The following is a 16,195-nucleotide window of genomic DNA, read 5'->3' on the forward strand; positions in this document are numbered from 1 at the left end:
CATCTTAATTTTCCTGCTCCTCTTGCTCCGGGTTCTCGGGCATACCGTTGTTCATGAATTTACGTTCCAGTTCTGCCTGGAACTCTTCCATTACTGGCTTTACAGTGCTTTCCGGTAGATCGGCGATGCGAATGTACATGAGGCCGTCTACAGAGTTATTAAACAGCGGATCCACGTTAAAGGCCACACATTTCGCATTTTGTTTGATGTATTTTTTGATCAGTACAGGTAGCCTCAGTTCCCCCGGCTCAACTTCATCTATGAGTTTGTCGAACTTGTTGAGGTCGGCTTCCGTTTCATCAAAAATGAACTCCTTGTCTGCGTCTTTTAACTGAACTTTGAACTTTTTTTTCGGACTTACAAAATTCGCTACATACGGATCCCAGTAATGTGATCTCATAAACTCGATCATCAGCGACTTGGAGAAGTTGGAGAACTGGTTGCTTATACTGACCCCGCCAATCAGGTATTTGTGCTCCGGATGCCTGATCGTGGTGTGCACGATCCCTTTCCAAAGCAGGAACAGCGGCATGGGTTTCTGCTGGTATTCGCTGATGATGAAGGCGCGGCCCATCTCAATGGATTCGCTCATCATCTTGTGGAGTTCCGGTTCGAAGCGGAAAAGCTCACACAGGTAAAATCCGTCTATCCCGTAATTCTCATAGATATGCTTTCCTAATCCCATCCTGTAGGCCCCAACCAGCACTTCCTCCTCGTTATCCCATAGGAAAAGATGGTGGTAGTAGTTGTCGTATTGATCCAGGTCTATGGATTTGTTCGTGCCTTCCCCAACGGCCCTGAAGGTTATTTCCCGTAACCTGCCGATCTCTCTCATGATATTGGGCATCTTATCTGCCGTGGCAAGAAAAACCTCGTAGTTTTTGCTTTGGAGCAATCGGTGGTCCGTATTGCGCAGTTCGGTAACTTCGGCAGCCATGAGCTCCTTTTTTACCGGGGTTTCGATCTCCTTGGGAGAGCGGGGAATTTTAAAGGAAGTTGGCACCTTGTTAAACAGGCTTTCTTTCTCATAGGCGTTAGAAAGCATATAGGTCTTTCTTCTCAGGAAATCGGTGAACTCATTGAGATTTTCGTGTTCCTTTTGAGCCGCCACCGAAATGGGGCGCCCTATACGAACCTTAATGACCCGGTTTCGCTGGGTAAGGAGCTCCGAGGGAAGCTTGGCGGTCCTGAGGGTGTCGTTAAGTTTAGACAGCCGGTAGAACAACTTGCTGTTCTTTGCGTGAAAATAAATGGGCACTACCGGTACTTCGGCCTTTTTGATAAGTTTCATGGCGGCATCTTCCCAGGGACGGTCAACAATAAGTTTGCCATCGCGGTAAGTAGACACCTCTCCGGCAGGAAAGATCCCCAGGGGGTGGCCATCGTGCAGATGCCGGAGACTTTGTTTGAACCCCGCCAGACTGCTCTTGGCATCCTTATGGGTTTCAAAAGGATTCACCGGCATGATGTATGGAGCCAAAGGTTCTATACGGTGCAGGAGAAAATTGGCGATGATCTTGTAATCCGGACGCTGTTCCAGTAAAAGTTTTAACAGCAAAATCCCGTCTATGCCCCCAAGGGGGTGATTGGAAATGGTGATATAGGCACCGTCCTTTGGTAACCGCTTCAGGTCCTCTTCCGGAATTTCAAACTTGATCTCAAACTCATCGAGGATCGCTTTAAGGAAGTCGATATCCTCCTTGTCCCGGTGCTTCAGATAGATCTCGTTCAGCGTTTCGATCTTAAGAACCTTCATAAGCATCCATCCCATAAAGGTACCCAGGGGTCCGTATTTGTCTGCGTTGATGACCTGAGCAACTTCCTTTGCGGTAACTAATCCCATGTGTTGGCAGTTTAACAGTATGTACAAATATAGAAAAACTAAGTTTTCAAGGGTTTATTGTACTACCAGTTGAACCGTTTCCTGGGTACGCTGCTCCAGTAAAATCCTGTTTTCGTTTTGAAGGGATTTTATGGATTCTTCATTGAAATGTCTTATCGTATAAAGGGTTACATTTTCGTGATGCGATACTTTGAACTTCGATCGCAAGGTTTGCAGAAGGTCTTCTAATTTGTCAAATTTATTGTCGACACAAACTGAAAAACTAATCGCCGAGTTCTGGATCAGATCCACTTTCATCCGGTAATCGTGAAAAAGGCGGAAGATCTCGCTGATATTGTCTTCCACAATAAAGGAAAAGTCAAGTGATGACAATTTCATGAGTACCTGGTCTTTCTTGATAATGAAACACGGAACCTTCGGTTCAATACCTTTTCCTTTGGAAACCATGGTTCCCGGAACTTCGGGTTGGAGAAACGAACGCACGTGAAGCGGAATCTCCTTGCGTTGCAAGGGCTGCAGCGTCTTGGGGTGTATTACCGAGGCACCGTAGAAGGCCAGCTCGATAGCTTCCCGGTAGGAAATGGTATTTAACAGACGGGTCTCGCTAAAATGCCTCGGGTCCGCATTGAGCACTCCGGGAACATCTTTCCAGATGGTTACAGAATCGGCGTTAAGGCAGTAAGCAAAAATTGCAGCCGTATAATCGGATCCTTCCCTGCCCAGGGTGGTGGTGAAATTGTTTTCGTCGCTTCCCAAAAATCCCTGGGTGATGTTCAGGATTTTGGTATTGATCCCGGTCTGGATCCGTTGCTGGGTGTGGTCCCAGTCTACCTTGGCGTCGCGATATTCGTTGTTGGTCTTGATATAATTACGTACATCCAACCAGGTGTTAACAATACCCTGATCGTGAAAATATGCACTTACAATGGCAGTGGAGATGAGTTCGCCATATCCTACTACCTGGTCGTACACGAAGCTTTTCTTTGGCGATTTGTTCCAGGCCAGGAATCCTTTCAGTTCGCCGATAAGTTCCTGAAAGCGGTCATATACGGGATGATTTTTATTCTCAAATAACTCTTCCATGATGCCGAGATGATAGTCGGCAACATCCTGAATGGCTGCCGGGACGGCATCGCGGTTATCAAAATAATTTTTTACCACCACCTCCATGGCATTGGTGGTTTTGCCCATGGCCGAGATCACCAGAAGCGTGTTCTCGTATCCCGTGGTTTGTAAAACCTTTACAACGTTTCTTACCCCATCGGCATCTTTTACAGAAGCCCCTCCGAACTTAAAAATCCTCATGTGTTAAATTGATAAATAATTTCTAATACCATCTTCATCCAGTTGTACGGTATCCCAATCGCGTAAGACCTGTGCGCCATTGCGCTCATAAAACCGTATGGCGCCTTCGTTCCAGTCCAGTACGGCCCATTCGATACGCTTAACCCCTTGTTCATGGCCGTAGGCGATAACCCTGGAAAATAAGGCGCTGCCAAGGCCGGTGCCTCTCAGAGGTTCCCGTACGATCAGGTCTTCCAGGTGAATGGTTTTTCCTTTCCAGGTGGAGTACCGCGGATACACCAGGGCCATCCCGGCCAGGGTATTTCCGGTCTCTGCCACAAAACAGTGAAATAAGGGTTGCTCCCCGAATCCGTCTCTTTCCAGGTCTTCCCTGGAGATCTCTACAGCCTCGGGTTCCTTTTCAAAGGTGGCTAATTCCTGAATGAGTTCTAAAACCTGGCCCATGTCTTCCGGGCGCGCATCGCGAATTGTGTATTCCATAACTGTTACAAATATAACATTAAGTTATAATTGCAAAAAAATGAAGTTTTACGAAAACGTTGTAGTTTCACAAAAATACCGATATTTGTGACCCAAAACACAAGACTAATTCCTAAATGTCGATAAAAAAACAAACCCTGGGAGAATTCATTATTGAAAACCAGACCGCCTTTAAGTACTCTTCAGGAGAGTTATCCAAACTCATCAATGCCATCCGATTAGCAGCCAAAGTGGTAAACCACGAGGTGAATAAGGCAGGGTTGGTGGATATTCTTGGAGCCAGTGGTGATACCAATATCCAGGGAGAATCCCAGCAAAAGCTGGACGTGCTTGCCAACGAACGCTTTATACAGACCCTGGCAAACAGGGAGATCGTTTGCGGGATCGCCTCGGAAGAGGAAGATGATTTTATCCGCATCAACAGCGCAGATAACAACCATCAGAACAAGTATGTGGTGCTGATCGATCCTTTGGATGGTTCCAGTAATATCGACGTGAATGTTTCTGTAGGAACTATTTTTAGTATTTACCGTCGGGTAACGCCTATAGGAACCCCTGTGACCCTGGAAGATTTTCTGCAGCCTGGCAGAAGGCAGGTGGCCGCCGGATATATTATCTACGGCACCTCTACCATGCTGGTCTACACCACGGGCTTCGGAGTAAACGGGTTTACCCTGAACCCGGCGATAGGGACGTTTTACCTTTCTCATCCGGATATGACGTTTCCCGAAACCGGGAAGATCTATTCTGTGAATGAAGGGAACTATATCCATTTCCCGGAGGGGGTGAAACAGTATATTAAATACTGTCAGAAAGAAGAAGGAGACAGGCCGTATACATCGAGATATATAGGTTCCCTGGTTTCCGATTTTCACAGGAATATGATCAAGGGTGGAATTTATATGTACCCGAAGAGCAGTGCAAATGAAAATGGAAAGCTCCGCTTACTCTATGAGTGTAACCCGATGGCTTTTCTTGCGGAACAGGCGGGAGGAAAAGCAAGTAACGGTTTTGAGCCCATTCTGGATATACAGCCTGAAGAATTGCATCAGCGGGTCCCGTTTTTCTGCGGAAGCAGGAAGATGGTGGAAAAGGCAGAGGCCTTTATGCAGGAGTATTCTTCAAAATAATACGAAAGGCCGGTTGTTATACCGGCCTTTTATTTAATGGAAATGGAAAATTATTTATGCGTTTCCGGCATGTATTTCATTTCGTCTTTAAATCGATCAAGGGTGGCTCCTTCATGAATCAGGTCCATTGCCTTTTGAATGACAGCATCCACCTTGTCTGTTTTAAACCCCAACCCGATGCATAGCCGCTTCATGATCTGAATTTCCGGTTCATCTTCGATCTCATCCACGTAGACCATGCGGGCAATATCGTACAAACGCTCAAGTCGTTTTTCATGCGATAAGGGTGGATTTACAGGATAGATAAATGGGTTTTCAAGAATCTTCTCGTATTCAGGGGGCTCCACATCCAGGTTTTTTGCCAGCCTGCTCAAAAACTCATGCTCCTCGGGAGTGATCTCCCCGTCAGATAACGCGACCCTGACTATGGCTGCAAAATGATCGCGGTTTCTCTCTCTGAACCCGCTTGAATAAAGATCTGATATAGACATATTTTTACGGTGTTAAATTTGCGTTTGAAAAGTTGATGAAATCTTACTTAAAGAAAAGTTTTTAAGGGGTCTTCCCGTTACAATTCCTGTCTACAATTTACGGAAATTTGATTTTAAATCCTTCGATTAGCGCACAATTTTAAGCGAGAAAAGAGGTGGGAAATCGGAAGAGTTCCTTTGTGAGCTGAGCCGGTTTTCAGTAGCTATGATGGGGTAGGGAAGAGTTCGTTAAGGTGCAGGTCTAATTCCACGAAAATTTCAAAAGGTTTTTAAATCAGCAATTTAAAGCCCGGATTTTACAATCTGTCAACCCGTGTACCGGCGTATCTTTGCATCGTTGAAAATCAGAAAAGATCACGGTGCGATTGCATCAGCCGTTCGAAGATATTGCTTAACCTATTTTTGAGGCAGGTTGAGGTTCCGGCCCCCAAAAGGAACTTGTATAACCGTCTCGTTTTAAAGTCGACAATCATTATATTTTAAGTTACGTGTTTTAAAAAAAAAGCTGCCCTGAGGCAGCTTTTTTTGTGATGCGGAGATGCCGTGCTGTGTTATGGAGGTATGGATTTGAGCGGTTACCCCGTGATGCTAGGAGGCTGTTTATTTTGGAAAGGAAATTATCCCCTCCTTCCGGCTCACTACGCACCTCATAACTCAAGCCTTATACCCAAACTCAAACTCAAGCTCAAACTCGTCCCTCCGAACTCTTATTAAGGAGATCGCCACGTCGCATCTGAGTCAGATGCTCCTCGCGAAGACGATCCAGTAGTCATTCACAACTCCCTTCCGGCTCACTTCGTACCTCATAACTCAAGCCTTCTACCCAAACTCAAACTCAAACTGGTACCTCCGTACCCTCATAATCCAAACTCAAACTCAAACTCGTCCCTCCGAACTCTTAATAAGGAGATCGCCACGTCGCATCTGAGTCAGATGCTCCTCGCGAAGACGATCCAGTAGTCATTCACAACTCCCTTTCGGTTACTTCGTACCTCATAACTCAAGCCTTATACCCAAATTCAAACTCAAACTCAAACTCAAACTCGTCCCTCCGAACTCTTATTAAGGAGATCGCCACGTCGCATCTGAGTCAGATGCTCCTCGCGAAGACGATCCAGTAATCATTCACAACTCCCTTTCGGTTACTTCGTACCTCATAACCTTATACCTCAAACCTTATACCCAAACTCAAACCCAAACTCAAACCCAAACTCAAACTCGTCCCTCCGAACTCTTATTAAGGAGATCGCCACGTCGCATCTGAGTCAGATGCTCCTCGCGAAGACGATCCATTTGCCATTCACAACACCCTTTCGGTTACTTCGTACCTCATAACTCAAGCCTTATACCCAAACCCAAACTCAAACTCAAACTCAAACTCAAATTCAAACTCAAACTCAAACTCAAACTCAAACTCAAACTCGTCCCTCCGTCCCTCCGTTGATAACTCTTAACAACTCCCCTTTTGTCGGGTAAAATTTCTGCTTAATTTTAACCCCCACACCCCCTGGTAGCAGTGTCGTATCCTCTTGAAGCGTAAGCCCTTAAAAGTCTGTGGTATCGGCCTGCATTATGCGGGGTATAGTCTTTAAAAAAAGCGTCAAAACGAGAATTTATGTACCTGATCTTCGATACTGAAACCACCGGATTACCCAAACGTTGGGATGCGCCCATAAGCGATACCGAGAACTGGCCAAGAGCCGTTCAGATCGCATGGCAGCTGCATGACGATATGGGGAACCTGGTAGATCACCAGGATTACCTGATCCGTCCGGAAGGTTTCAATATTCCCTTCGACGCGGAGCAGGTGCACGGAATTTCCACGGAACTGGCCGAGCAACAGGGGATTCCCCTGGATGAGGTGCTCGAAAAATTCAACGAAGCCCTCAGGAAAACCACCTTTATCGTGGGTCGGAATGTGGGTTTTGATGTGAATATCATGGGCGCCGAATTTTACCGCAGGGAGGTTAACAATGCCCTGCAGGAACTTCCGGTGCTCGATACCTGTACAGAGGAGACTGCCATGTTATGCCAGATTCCCGGGGGACGTGGAGGTAAGTTTAAACTGCCTACACTAACTGAACTGCATGAATACCTCTTCGGGGAACCCTTTGCTGAGGCGCACAATGCTACGGCCGATGTAGAGGCTACCACAAGATGTTTTTTCGAGCTGATCCGAAGAGGGAAAGGGTTTACGGCCGAGCAGCTGGATGTAACCCCGGATTATTTTGACCGCTTTTCCAGGGAGAATCCTCAGACCATTCCCCTTATCGGGTTAAAACACCTGAACCTCAAGGCTGAATCGGAAAAGATAAGGGAGGCCCTTAAACAGGCAGCCCCTTCAGATAAACTTTCCCGGGAAGAGATCAGGCAGAACATAGCGGAACTTGCCGATGTAAGTTTTGTACATCTCCATAACCATTCTCAGTTCTCCATTCTCCAGGCCACCTCGAGTGTTCCTGATCTGGTGAAGGCCGCAGCAAAGGCAAAAATGCCCGCTGTAGCACTTACCGATATCGGTAATATGATGGGGGCCTTTCATTTCGTGAAGGAGGTTGGCGCCCATAACAAGAATGCCGAGGCCCATCTTAAAGAGGCAGAGGCAAACGGGGAAGAACCGGAGACCATCCCGATGAAGCCCATTCTGGGGTGTACCCTGAACGTTTGTGAGAACCATAAGGATAAGTCGGTTAAGGATAACGGCTACCAGGTGGTGTTCCTGGCCAAGAATAAAAAGGGATACCACAACCTGGCGAAAATGTCGTCTATTGCCTTTACCGAAGGGTTCTATTATGTGCCGCGTATCGATAAACAGGTGGTGGAGCAGTACAAGGAAGATATTATGGTGCTCACCGGAAACCTCTACGGGGAGGTACCTTCCAAGGTGCTTAATGTAGGAGAGAACCAGGCCGAGGAAGCACTCCTGTGGTGGAAGGAGCAGTTTGGAGACGATCTCTATATGGAGCTCATGAGGCATGGTCAGGAGGATGAAGATCGCGTTAACGAGGTATTGGTGCAAATGGCGCGTAAACACCACGTTAAACTGGTGGCTACCAATAACACCTATTATATCGCCCAGGAAGATGCGAATGCGCATGATATTCTGCTTTGCGTTAAAGACGGAGAGAAAAAAGATACCCCCATTGGTCGCGGCCGCGGCTATCGCTATGGCTTGCCTAATGAAGAATACTATTTCAAGGGGCAGGATGAGATGAAAGAGTTGTTCAGGGATCTTCCCGAAGCGATCACGAATCTTGCGGAGATCGTAGACAAGGTGGAGCCCTTTGAACTGGCACGGGATGTACTGTTGCCTAAATTTGATATCCCGGTGCAGTTTCAGGTAGCCGAAGATGATGTCGACGGCGGTAAGCGGGGAGAAAATAAATACCTCAGGCACCTTACCTATGAAGGGGCTAAGATGCGGTACGAAGAGCTCACCGATGAGATCCGTGAACGTCTGGACTTCGAGTTGAGTGTAATTGAAAATACCGGTTACCCCGGGTACTTCCTTATTGTTTGGGACTTTATTGATGCTGCCCGGAAGATGGGGGTGTCGGTGGGGCCCGGAAGGGGGTCTGCAGCAGGGTCTGCAGTGGCCTACTGTCTTGGAATTACCAATATGGATCCCATTGCCTACGACCTGCTTTTTGAGCGGTTCCTCAACCCGGACAGGGTGTCCCTTCCCGATATCGATATCGATTTTGATGATGAAGGCCGAAGCCGGGTCATGGATTATGTGATCGAAAAATACGGCGCCAACCAGGTAGCTCAGATCATCACCTACGGTACCATGGCAGCGAAGTCGTCTATCAGGGATACCGCCAGGGTTCTCGATCTTCCCCTGAGTGATGCCGACAGGATCGCCAAGCTCATTCCCAACATGAAACTCGGTAAGATCTTTGGCCTGGATGAGAAAGGTTTAAAGGAGAAGCTGAGATCTGAAGAGCTGGAAAAGGTTCAGGAACTGATCGGAATATCTGAGGGCGACGACCTGGAAGCCCTTACGGTTAACCAGGCCAGGGTGTTGGAGGGATCGGTGCGGAATACCGGGATACACGCCTGCGGGGTGATCATTACCCCCGATGATATTACCAAGTTCGTACCTGTGTCCATCGCTAAAGACTCTGACCTGTATGTGACCCAGTTCGACAACTCGGTTGTGGAAAGCGCAGGCCTGCTTAAGATGGATTTCCTTGGGTTAAAGACTCTGACCCTTATCAAGGATACTGTAAAGCTTATTAAATACAGGCACGGGATAGACCTGAATCCCGATGAGATCCCCCTGGACGATGAAAAGACCTATGAGCTTTTCCAGCGGGGAGAAACCGTGGGGATATTTCAGTACGAATCTGCCGGGATGCAGAAACACATGAAGGATCTCAAGCCAACGGTTTTCGCAGACCTTATTGCCATGAACGCCCTCTACCGTCCGGGTCCTTTGGAATACATCCCGTCGTTTATTCGCAGGAAACACGGAGATGAGGAGATCGTTTACGACCTCCCGGCCATGGAAGAATACCTCAAGGAAACCTACGGGATTACGGTATACCAGGAGCAGGTGATGCTCCTTTCCCAGAAGCTCGCCGGGTTCACCAAGGGGGAAGCAGATGTCTTGCGTAAGGCTATGGGTAAAAAGATCTTTGCCCTGCTGGAGCAACTTAAGCCCAAGTTTCTGGATGGAGGAGAGGCCAACGGACACCCCAGGGATGTGCTGGAGAAAGTGTGGAAAGACTGGGAAGCTTTTGCCTCCTATGCATTTAATAAGTCGCACTCTACCTGTTATGCATGGATCGGTTACCAAACCGCCTACCTCAAGGCCAACTATCCTGCAGAATACATGGCTGCTGTGTTGTCAAACAATATGAACGACATCAAGCAGGTTACCTTCTTCCTGGAAGAGTGTAAGCGAATGGGACTCGTAGTGCTGGGGCCCGATGTAAACGAATCCTTTTACAAGTTTACCGTAAACAAGGAATATGCGATACGCTTTGGTATGGGAGCTATCAAGGGTGTTGGACGAGGTGCTGTAGATACTATCGTGGAGCACAGGAAGGACGGACGTTACCGTTCGGTTTTCGACCTGGCCAAACGCATCGACCTGCGGGCGGCAAACAGGAAGGCCTTTGAGAATCTGGCCCTGGCCGGCGGATTCGATTCCTTTACAGATACCCACAGAGCCCAGTATTTCCATAACGAAGGCGACGGGATCACCTTCCTGGAAAAGGCTATCAAATATGGGGCAAAATACCAGGAAAATGCCAACTCTTCTCAGGTAAGCCTTTTCGGGGAAGCCAGCGAAGTGCAGATTCCGGAACCGGTAGTACCTCCTTGCGATACCTGGGGAACCATGGAAAAGCTCCGCAAGGAAAAAGAGGTGGTGGGGATCTATATCTCCGGTCACCCCCTCGACGACTTCAAGACCGAACTCGAAACCTTCTGTAACGGACATATAGGGATGTTCCACGATCTGCACAGTATTGTAAACCGGGAAATCGCCTTTGCCGGGGTGGTCTCAGACGTGCAGCATAAGGTGTCGAAGAACGGGAAAGGCTGGGCCGCGTTTATGGTGGAAGATTATAATGACTCCTATGAGTTCCGGATCTTCGGGGAAGACTACCTGAAGCTTCGCCACTTCCTGGTGCCTAACAGCTTTGTGTTCTTTAAGGTTTTTGTGAGGGAAGGGTGGACCAATAAGGATACCGGGAAAAAGGGCGATCCCCGCCTGCAGTTTAACAGCATGATGCAGTTGCAGGATGTTATGGAAACTTTTGCAAAAAAGATTACCTTACACCTCAAACTGGAGGACCTGAAAGAAGAGCAGGTGGTGGCCCTGAAGGATATCGTTACCCTGCATAAAGGAGATAAGCCCCTCTATGTTACCGTGCATGGTATAGAAGATAATATGCAGATCAAAATGCCCAGCAGGAAACAGAAGGTAGAGATCAGTACCGAGTTCCTGCAGGAGCTGAAACAGGCCGAAGTACTTTACAAGCTCAATTAGATGAATCTATTGAGTTTATAAATAACAGGATAACCAAAACATATATTCAGGCTGTAAGGATTAGGTAATTATTTGACAAACTTTGCGGTTTAACGTCAGAAAGGAAAAATTAAATTAAAATTAAATACAATGGCATTAGAAATAACCGATGCTACTTTTGATGAAGTAGTTTTAAAAAGTGACAAACCGGTAATGGTTGATTTTTGGGCAGCATGGTGCGGACCATGTCGTATGGTAGGTCCTATCATCGATGAGCTCAGCAAAGAGTACGATGGTAAGGCGGTAGTTGGTAAGGTAGACGTAGATGCAAATCAGGAGTTTGCCGCGAAATACGGGGTACGTAACATTCCTACCGTATTGGTGTTCCAGAACGGAGAAGTTGTAGGAAGACAAGTAGGTGTGGCTCCTAAGAACGTATACTCTGAGGCCATCGATAAACTGCTCTGAGAAGAAGTAACATCCTCATTATAAAAGAAAGGTTTGGCGGTAGGTCAAACCTTTTTTATTTTTAAGAGGGCGCATCCCTGTGAAGTTTTTGCTTCGCAAAATTCACGGGACCGGGCCATCCGCTGTATCTTTTTAAGCCGGGCTTAAAAAGGATGACGCTGCTGTCCCTTGCGCATAAGATATGAACCACTAAATTCCGCCATATGTCAAGTATTTTCACACGTATCATCAATGGGGAGATCCCTTGTTATAAAATAGCTGAAGACGAAAACTATTTTGCCTTCTTCGATATCAACCCCAATGCCAAAGGGCATACCCTGTGCGTGCCAAAGAAGGAGGTGAACAAGATCTTTGACCTCGATGAGGAAACCTATCTGGGGCTTATGGCATTTTCAAGAAAAGTGGCCATTGCCCTGGAAAAGGCCGTAGATTGTAAACGCGTTGGGATGGCGGTTATAGGCCTGGAAGTTCCCCATGTTCACGTACACCTTATCCCGTTAAATCATATGGGGGAGATGACCTTTCAGGAAAAGGAAAAAATGACTCCGGAGCAGTTCGATGAACTCGCTGCCAGGGTCAGGGAGCAGCTGTAAACAGTTCCGGGGTGTTTAAAAACAGGTAGGAAGCCACCGCAGCCACCATGATAAGGGCAAGGATCGCGTAGGTGAGTCCCTTCAAACGGAAAGTGGTGGTTGGAGTACCCATACTTCTCAGGTAAAAGGCCTTTACCCGTTCAATATCATCGGTATAACGCACCGGGTAGATGGTGGTCTCGCATTTCTGGCACTCGATCTTTTCGGAAAGATCGTCCGTAAGGCGGTAAAACCAGGGCGTGTTCACCTCCTTCTGGGATACGGTAAAAAGTAAGCTGTTGTTGGAGAAGCATTCAGGGCAATTGCTCGATAGCGTTGCCGTTTGAAATACCTTTTTGCTCAGGTTCATGGATAAGCGGTTTTTAAGATGATTTGCATGGTTGTTCCTTTATCTATCGCAGAGTGCAACACCTTCACCTTTCCGTCATGATAGTCCTCTATAATTCTCTTAACCAGCGATAGGCCCAGACCCCACCCCCTTTTTTTGGTGGTGAAACCCGGGTCAAATATACGGTTATAATCGTTTTTGGGAATGCCCTTTCCGGTATCCGTAATATTTATTCGGGCAAATTTATGGTCGCCGGAAATCGTAACTTTCAGGTCTCCCTTTCCCTTCATGGCATCAATGGCATTTTTTACCAGGTTCTCAATGGTCCAGCTGTAGAGCTGGGTATTGATCATGGAATAGTGGGCTTCCTGGTCGCTTTTAAAAGCGAAATTCACCTGTTTGGAGGTGCGTGCCTTCAGGTACTCCAGGGTAGCCAGGGTCTCTTCTACCAGGTTCTTTCGCTCCAGGGAGGGGATAGACCCTATTTTAGAAAATCGCTCGGTAATGGTCTCCAGTCGGCTGATGTCTTTTTCGATTTCCCTGGTCACCTCCGGATCTACGCCCTCCTCGCTTTTCAGGATCTCGGTCCATCCCAATAGTGAGGAGATCGGGGTACCGATCTGGTGAGCAGTTTCCTTGGCCATTCCAGCCCATAATTTATTCTGATCACTAATCATGGAAGTGTGGTAAAAAAAGTAAACCACTGCCGCAAAAAGTACAATGATCAGAATCAGCGCTATGGGGTAGTATTTGAGATTGTTCAGTACCTCTGAATTTCCGTAATACAGGGTGCCGTACTTATCGTTTTTATATGTGACCTCTATAGGCGCGTTCTCCTGGGAGAATTGATGGATCTTATTGAAGAGGTAAATGCTGTCATTGACTTTGGTTTCCGGGATGTTGTTTAACCGCAGTTCTCCGTCCATCCCCACATAGATCATCGGGGTGCTTCTGTTGTTTTTCAGGACCTCCAGGGTCAGGTCTCCGAGGTCGCGGTCCAGGTCGGTGGTCTGAAGAAACTCTGCCTGTGCCTGCGCCCATATCTTCATCTTGGTGCGTTCTTCCTCCTTGAACCTCTGAAAGAAAATGTAGGTATTGAAAAGAATGGAAACAACGATGGCAAAGGAAGATATTATAAGGATCCAGCGGGTGGTTTTGTTCATGAAAGTGCTTTCATTTGACTAAGCGTTACTATAAATATAAATGAAAAACCTTTACGATTATTGTCTGCTCTGCTGCAAAAACATTTTCTCAGCTATCCGAGAATGGCTATTTTTGTTCAAAATTTCACCATGCTAACCATTGATCCCAAAGACATTCCGACGGCCAGGTTGCACGGCTACCTTCTGGGGGCTGTTGGACCAAGGCCTATAGCGTTTGCAAGCACATTGAGTAAAGATGGAAAAGTTAACCTGTCTCCTTTTAGCTTTTTTAATGTGTTCAGTGCCAATCCTCCGGTGATGATCTTTTCTCCGGCAAGGCGGGTACGCGATAATACGACCAAGCATACCCTGGAAAATGTTATTGCCACCAAAGAGGTGGTGATCAATGTGGTAAATTACGACATGGTACAGCAGATGTCGCTTAGCAGTACCGAATATCCTGAAGGGGTAAATGAGTTTGAGAAGGCCGGACTCACTATGGAGACCTCAGAAATTGTGGCGCCTTTCAGGGTTAAGGAATCGCCGGTGCAGTTCGAATGCAGGGTGCTTGAGGTTAAAGCCCTCGGTACCGAAGGTGGTGCCGGAAACCTGGTGATCTGTGAGGTCGTCAGGCTTCATATCAACGAAGAGGTGCTCGACGCACAAGGACAGATAGACCAGGATAAAATAGACCTGGTAAGCCGGATGGGGGGTAATTGGTATTCCCGGGCGAACGCCGGTCTCTTCGAAGTGCCTAAGCCCTTGTCCAGTCTCGGAATCGGGGTAGACCGGATACCTGAACAGGTAAGACTCAGTAAGGTGCTTACCGGGAATGATCTGGGAAAACTGGGTAATGTGGAGCGCTTGCCCGATCCGGAAGAGGTGGAGGCTTTTGTAAGCAGTTCGCTCCAGGCCAAAAAAGTACTGAGTTCAGGAGCGCTGGATCAGGTGCATCTTATGGCACAGGAATTATTGAGAACAGATAAAACAGCAGACGCCTGGAAACTACTTCTGGCGGCTGTTAAATAACTTTATTTAATTATATCATTTTTACATGGAAGTACAAGGAAGAATCAAGATGATCGGAGAGACTAAGACCTTCGGAAACAACGGTTTTAGAAAGAGAGAGATGGTGGTTACCACTGAAGAGCAATACCCGCAACACATTATGATCGAATTCGTTCAGGATAAGACCGACCTGTTGAATAATTTTAACGTTGGGCAGGAAGTAAAGGTAAGTATCAACCTCAGGGGTAGAGAATGGGTAAGCCCGCAGGGGGAAACCAAGTACTTCAATACCGTTCAGGGGTGGAGAATAGAAAATCTCGTTCAGGATGCTCCTGCAGGAATGCCACCGGTACCACCGGCAGACGCATTTGAACCGGCAAATGATTTTAAGGAGGAAGATCACGATGATCTGCCGTTCTAGAAACGTGTAACATATTAAAAAGGAAGGTGGTTCACCTTCCTTTTTTTGTATAAAAAAAGCCCCGGAGGTTAACCGGGACTAATGTTGTGGTTTTAGGTTTTGCCTTTATATAAACTCAAAAAGCAATGATGAAATAAGTGGTTTTTAAAGGCTTTATAAAGTTTAAATATTTTTTTTGTTTTGCCAAGAAAAATCATCAAAAATTGATATGTCATTAATTTTTTAGTAAAATAGTTGCGTTATATGTTTTTTCTGAGCTCAACCCATTATTTCCCTCCTGTATCTTCCGCTTCACCTGAAGGAGTAGTGGCTGCCGGGGGAGACCTTCATCCCGATCGCCTGATCCTGGCCTATCGCTCAGGTATTTTTCCCTGGTATGAGGATGGGACTCCAATCCTTTGGTGGAGCCCGGATCCCAGAATGGTGCTTTATCCGGAAGAACTGAAAATTCATAAGAGTATGAAGCAGTTCATGCGAAATACCCAATTGGAAGTTACCTGGGATAAAGCCTTCGGACAGGTCATTCGCGAATGTGCCCTGATCAATCGCCCGGGACAGTCCGGGACCTGGATCACGGCAGAAATGATAGAAGCATATACTACCTTGCACCATCGGGGTATCGCCAGGTCGGTAGAGGTTTGGGATGGAGAAGAACTCGTTGGAGGATTATACGGCATTAACCTGGGACATGTTTTCTGTGGTGAAAGCATGTTTGCCAAAACCAGTAACGCTTCCAAACTGGCATTTATTAAGCATGTAGAGCGATTAAAGTCGGAAGGATGTAAACTTATCGATTGCCAGGTGTATACCCAACATCTTGCCAGTCTCGGGGCTCGGGAGATCGACAGGGAGGTGTTTCTGAGTATTCTGAACAGGGGGTAACCGCCCCGTCTCAGGACGTTGTCCTGAGTCACCCTGTCTGTAGGTAATGGCAGGATTTCCTCTCGTTAGGGATGGCAGGCCCTCCTTGGAAAGGCGGGGGTATCCCCCGATTTCACATTATACT

The 16,195-nt window shown here is 47.0% G+C and carries 13 protein-coding genes; 7 read left to right on the top strand and 6 right to left on the bottom strand.

The window, feature by feature from the left end; translation table 11 throughout:
• Window positions 1-4: 4 nt before the first annotated feature.
• The 3 genes from K7R11_RS03555 to K7R11_RS03565 are packed head-to-tail and all read right to left on the bottom strand — an operon-like array spanning window position 5 to window position 3,628.
• Window positions 5-1,843 (bottom strand): GNAT family N-acyltransferase, encoded by a 1,839-nt coding sequence (locus tag K7R11_RS03555; RefSeq protein WP_224488700.1) that lies wholly within the window; start codon window positions 1,841-1,843, stop codon window positions 5-7.
• Between the two features lie 54 nt (window positions 1,844-1,897).
• Entirely contained in the window at window positions 1,898-3,148 is a 1,251-nt protein-coding gene (locus tag K7R11_RS03560; protein WP_224488702.1) for an aspartate kinase, read from the bottom strand.
• A 3-nt stretch (window positions 3,149-3,151) separates the two neighbouring features.
• Window positions 3,152-3,628, bottom strand: coding sequence for a GNAT family N-acetyltransferase (locus K7R11_RS03565; protein ID WP_224488704.1), 477 nt, complete (start codon window positions 3,626-3,628; stop codon window positions 3,152-3,154).
• A 116-nt stretch (window positions 3,629-3,744) separates the two neighbouring features.
• Between K7R11_RS03565 and fbp the strand changes: the two genes are divergently transcribed.
• Window positions 3,745-4,758, top strand: coding sequence for a class 1 fructose-bisphosphatase (gene fbp / locus K7R11_RS03570; RefSeq protein ID WP_224488707.1), 1,014 nt, complete (start codon window positions 3,745-3,747; stop codon window positions 4,756-4,758).
• A gap of 50 nt (window positions 4,759-4,808) precedes the next feature.
• Here the strand turns inward: fbp and K7R11_RS03575 are convergent, their stop codons facing one another.
• The gene (locus tag K7R11_RS03575) at window positions 4,809-5,249 is read right to left on the bottom strand and encodes a tellurite resistance TerB family protein (RefSeq protein WP_224488709.1); all 441 of its coding nucleotides are present in this window, start codon (window positions 5,247-5,249) and stop codon (window positions 4,809-4,811) included.
• A 1,615-nt stretch (window positions 5,250-6,864) separates the two neighbouring features.
• Between K7R11_RS03575 and dnaE the strand changes: the two genes are divergently transcribed.
• The 3 genes from dnaE to K7R11_RS03590 all read left to right on the top strand — a co-directional run bounded on the left by dnaE (window position 6,865) and on the right by K7R11_RS03590 (window position 12,290).
• Complete coding sequence (gene dnaE, locus K7R11_RS03580; RefSeq protein ID WP_224488711.1) at window positions 6,865-11,250, top strand: DNA polymerase III subunit alpha; 4,386 nt, start codon at window positions 6,865-6,867, stop codon at window positions 11,248-11,250.
• 129 nt (window positions 11,251-11,379) lie between these two features.
• Window positions 11,380-11,697, top strand: a complete 318-nt coding sequence (gene trxA / locus K7R11_RS03585; RefSeq protein ID WP_224488713.1) for a thioredoxin — start codon at window positions 11,380-11,382, stop codon at window positions 11,695-11,697.
• Between the two features lie 203 nt (window positions 11,698-11,900).
• Window positions 11,901-12,290 carry an HIT family protein gene (locus tag K7R11_RS03590; protein WP_224488714.1) on the top strand — a complete coding sequence of 130 codons (390 nt, stop codon included), beginning with the start codon at window positions 11,901-11,903 and terminating at the stop codon, window positions 12,288-12,290.
• Here K7R11_RS03590 and K7R11_RS03595 read toward each other — a convergent pair.
• Window positions 12,274-12,639 carry a hypothetical protein gene (locus tag K7R11_RS03595; protein ID WP_224488715.1) on the bottom strand — a complete coding sequence of 122 codons (366 nt, stop codon included), beginning with the start codon at window positions 12,637-12,639 and terminating at the stop codon, window positions 12,274-12,276. The two genes, K7R11_RS03590 and K7R11_RS03595, sit on opposite strands and share 17 nt — an antisense overlap.
• Window positions 12,636-13,781, bottom strand: coding sequence for a sensor histidine kinase (locus K7R11_RS03600; protein WP_224488716.1), 1,146 nt, complete (start codon window positions 13,779-13,781; stop codon window positions 12,636-12,638). Before K7R11_RS03600 ends, K7R11_RS03595 begins: the two co-directional genes overlap by 4 nt.
• A 129-nt stretch (window positions 13,782-13,910) precedes the next feature.
• Here K7R11_RS03600 and K7R11_RS03605 point away from each other — a divergent pair, with 129 nt between their 5' ends.
• The 3 genes from K7R11_RS03605 to aat all read left to right on the top strand — a co-directional run bounded on the left by K7R11_RS03605 (window position 13,911) and on the right by aat (window position 16,071).
• On the top strand, window positions 13,911-14,789 hold the full coding sequence (locus tag K7R11_RS03605; RefSeq protein ID WP_224488717.1) for a flavin reductase family protein: 879 nt from the start codon (window positions 13,911-13,913) through the stop codon (window positions 14,787-14,789).
• 25 nt (window positions 14,790-14,814) lie between these two features.
• Window positions 14,815-15,189: a DUF3127 domain-containing protein gene (locus K7R11_RS03610; RefSeq protein WP_224488718.1), complete on the top strand. Its 375-nt coding sequence runs from the start codon at window positions 14,815-14,817 to the stop codon at window positions 15,187-15,189.
• A gap of 243 nt (window positions 15,190-15,432) precedes the next feature.
• On the top strand, window positions 15,433-16,071 hold the full coding sequence (gene aat / locus K7R11_RS03615) for a leucyl/phenylalanyl-tRNA--protein transferase (RefSeq protein ID WP_224488720.1): 639 nt from the start codon (window positions 15,433-15,435) through the stop codon (window positions 16,069-16,071).
• The last annotated feature ends 124 nt before the right edge of the window (window positions 16,072-16,195 follow it).

This window comes from Robertkochia flava, assembly GCF_020166515.1.
GTDB classification, from domain to species: Bacteria; Bacteroidota; Bacteroidia; order Flavobacteriales; family Flavobacteriaceae; genus Robertkochia; species Robertkochia flava.

Excerpts from the sequence above, each read along its gene's own strand:
- K7R11_RS03555 (WP_224488700.1), bottom strand. The coding sequence starts at position 1,843 with ATGGGATTAGTTACCGCAAAGGAAGTTGCTCAGGTCATCAACGCAGAC.
- K7R11_RS03560 (WP_224488702.1), bottom strand. The coding sequence starts at position 3,148 with ATGAGGATTTTTAAGTTCGGAGGGGCTTCTGTAAAAGATGCCGATGGG.
- K7R11_RS03565 (WP_224488704.1), bottom strand. The coding sequence starts at position 3,628 with ATGGAATACACAATTCGCGATGCGCGCCCGGAAGACATGGGCCAGGTT.
- fbp (WP_224488707.1), top strand. The coding sequence starts at position 3,745 with ATGTCGATAAAAAAACAAACCCTGGGAGAATTCATTATTGAAAACCAG.
- K7R11_RS03575 (WP_224488709.1), bottom strand. The coding sequence starts at position 5,249 with ATGTCTATATCAGATCTTTATTCAAGCGGGTTCAGAGAGAGAAACCGC.
- dnaE (WP_224488711.1), top strand. The coding sequence starts at position 6,865 with ATGTACCTGATCTTCGATACTGAAACCACCGGATTACCCAAACGTTGG.
- trxA (WP_224488713.1), top strand. The coding sequence starts at position 11,380 with ATGGCATTAGAAATAACCGATGCTACTTTTGATGAAGTAGTTTTAAAA.
- K7R11_RS03590 (WP_224488714.1), top strand. The coding sequence starts at position 11,901 with ATGTCAAGTATTTTCACACGTATCATCAATGGGGAGATCCCTTGTTAT.
- K7R11_RS03595 (WP_224488715.1), bottom strand. The coding sequence starts at position 12,639 with ATGAACCTGAGCAAAAAGGTATTTCAAACGGCAACGCTATCGAGCAAT.
- K7R11_RS03600 (WP_224488716.1), bottom strand. The coding sequence starts at position 13,781 with ATGAACAAAACCACCCGCTGGATCCTTATAATATCTTCCTTTGCCATC.
- K7R11_RS03605 (WP_224488717.1), top strand. The coding sequence starts at position 13,911 with ATGCTAACCATTGATCCCAAAGACATTCCGACGGCCAGGTTGCACGGC.
- K7R11_RS03610 (WP_224488718.1), top strand. The coding sequence starts at position 14,815 with ATGGAAGTACAAGGAAGAATCAAGATGATCGGAGAGACTAAGACCTTC.
- aat (WP_224488720.1), top strand. The coding sequence starts at position 15,433 with ATGTTTTTTCTGAGCTCAACCCATTATTTCCCTCCTGTATCTTCCGCT.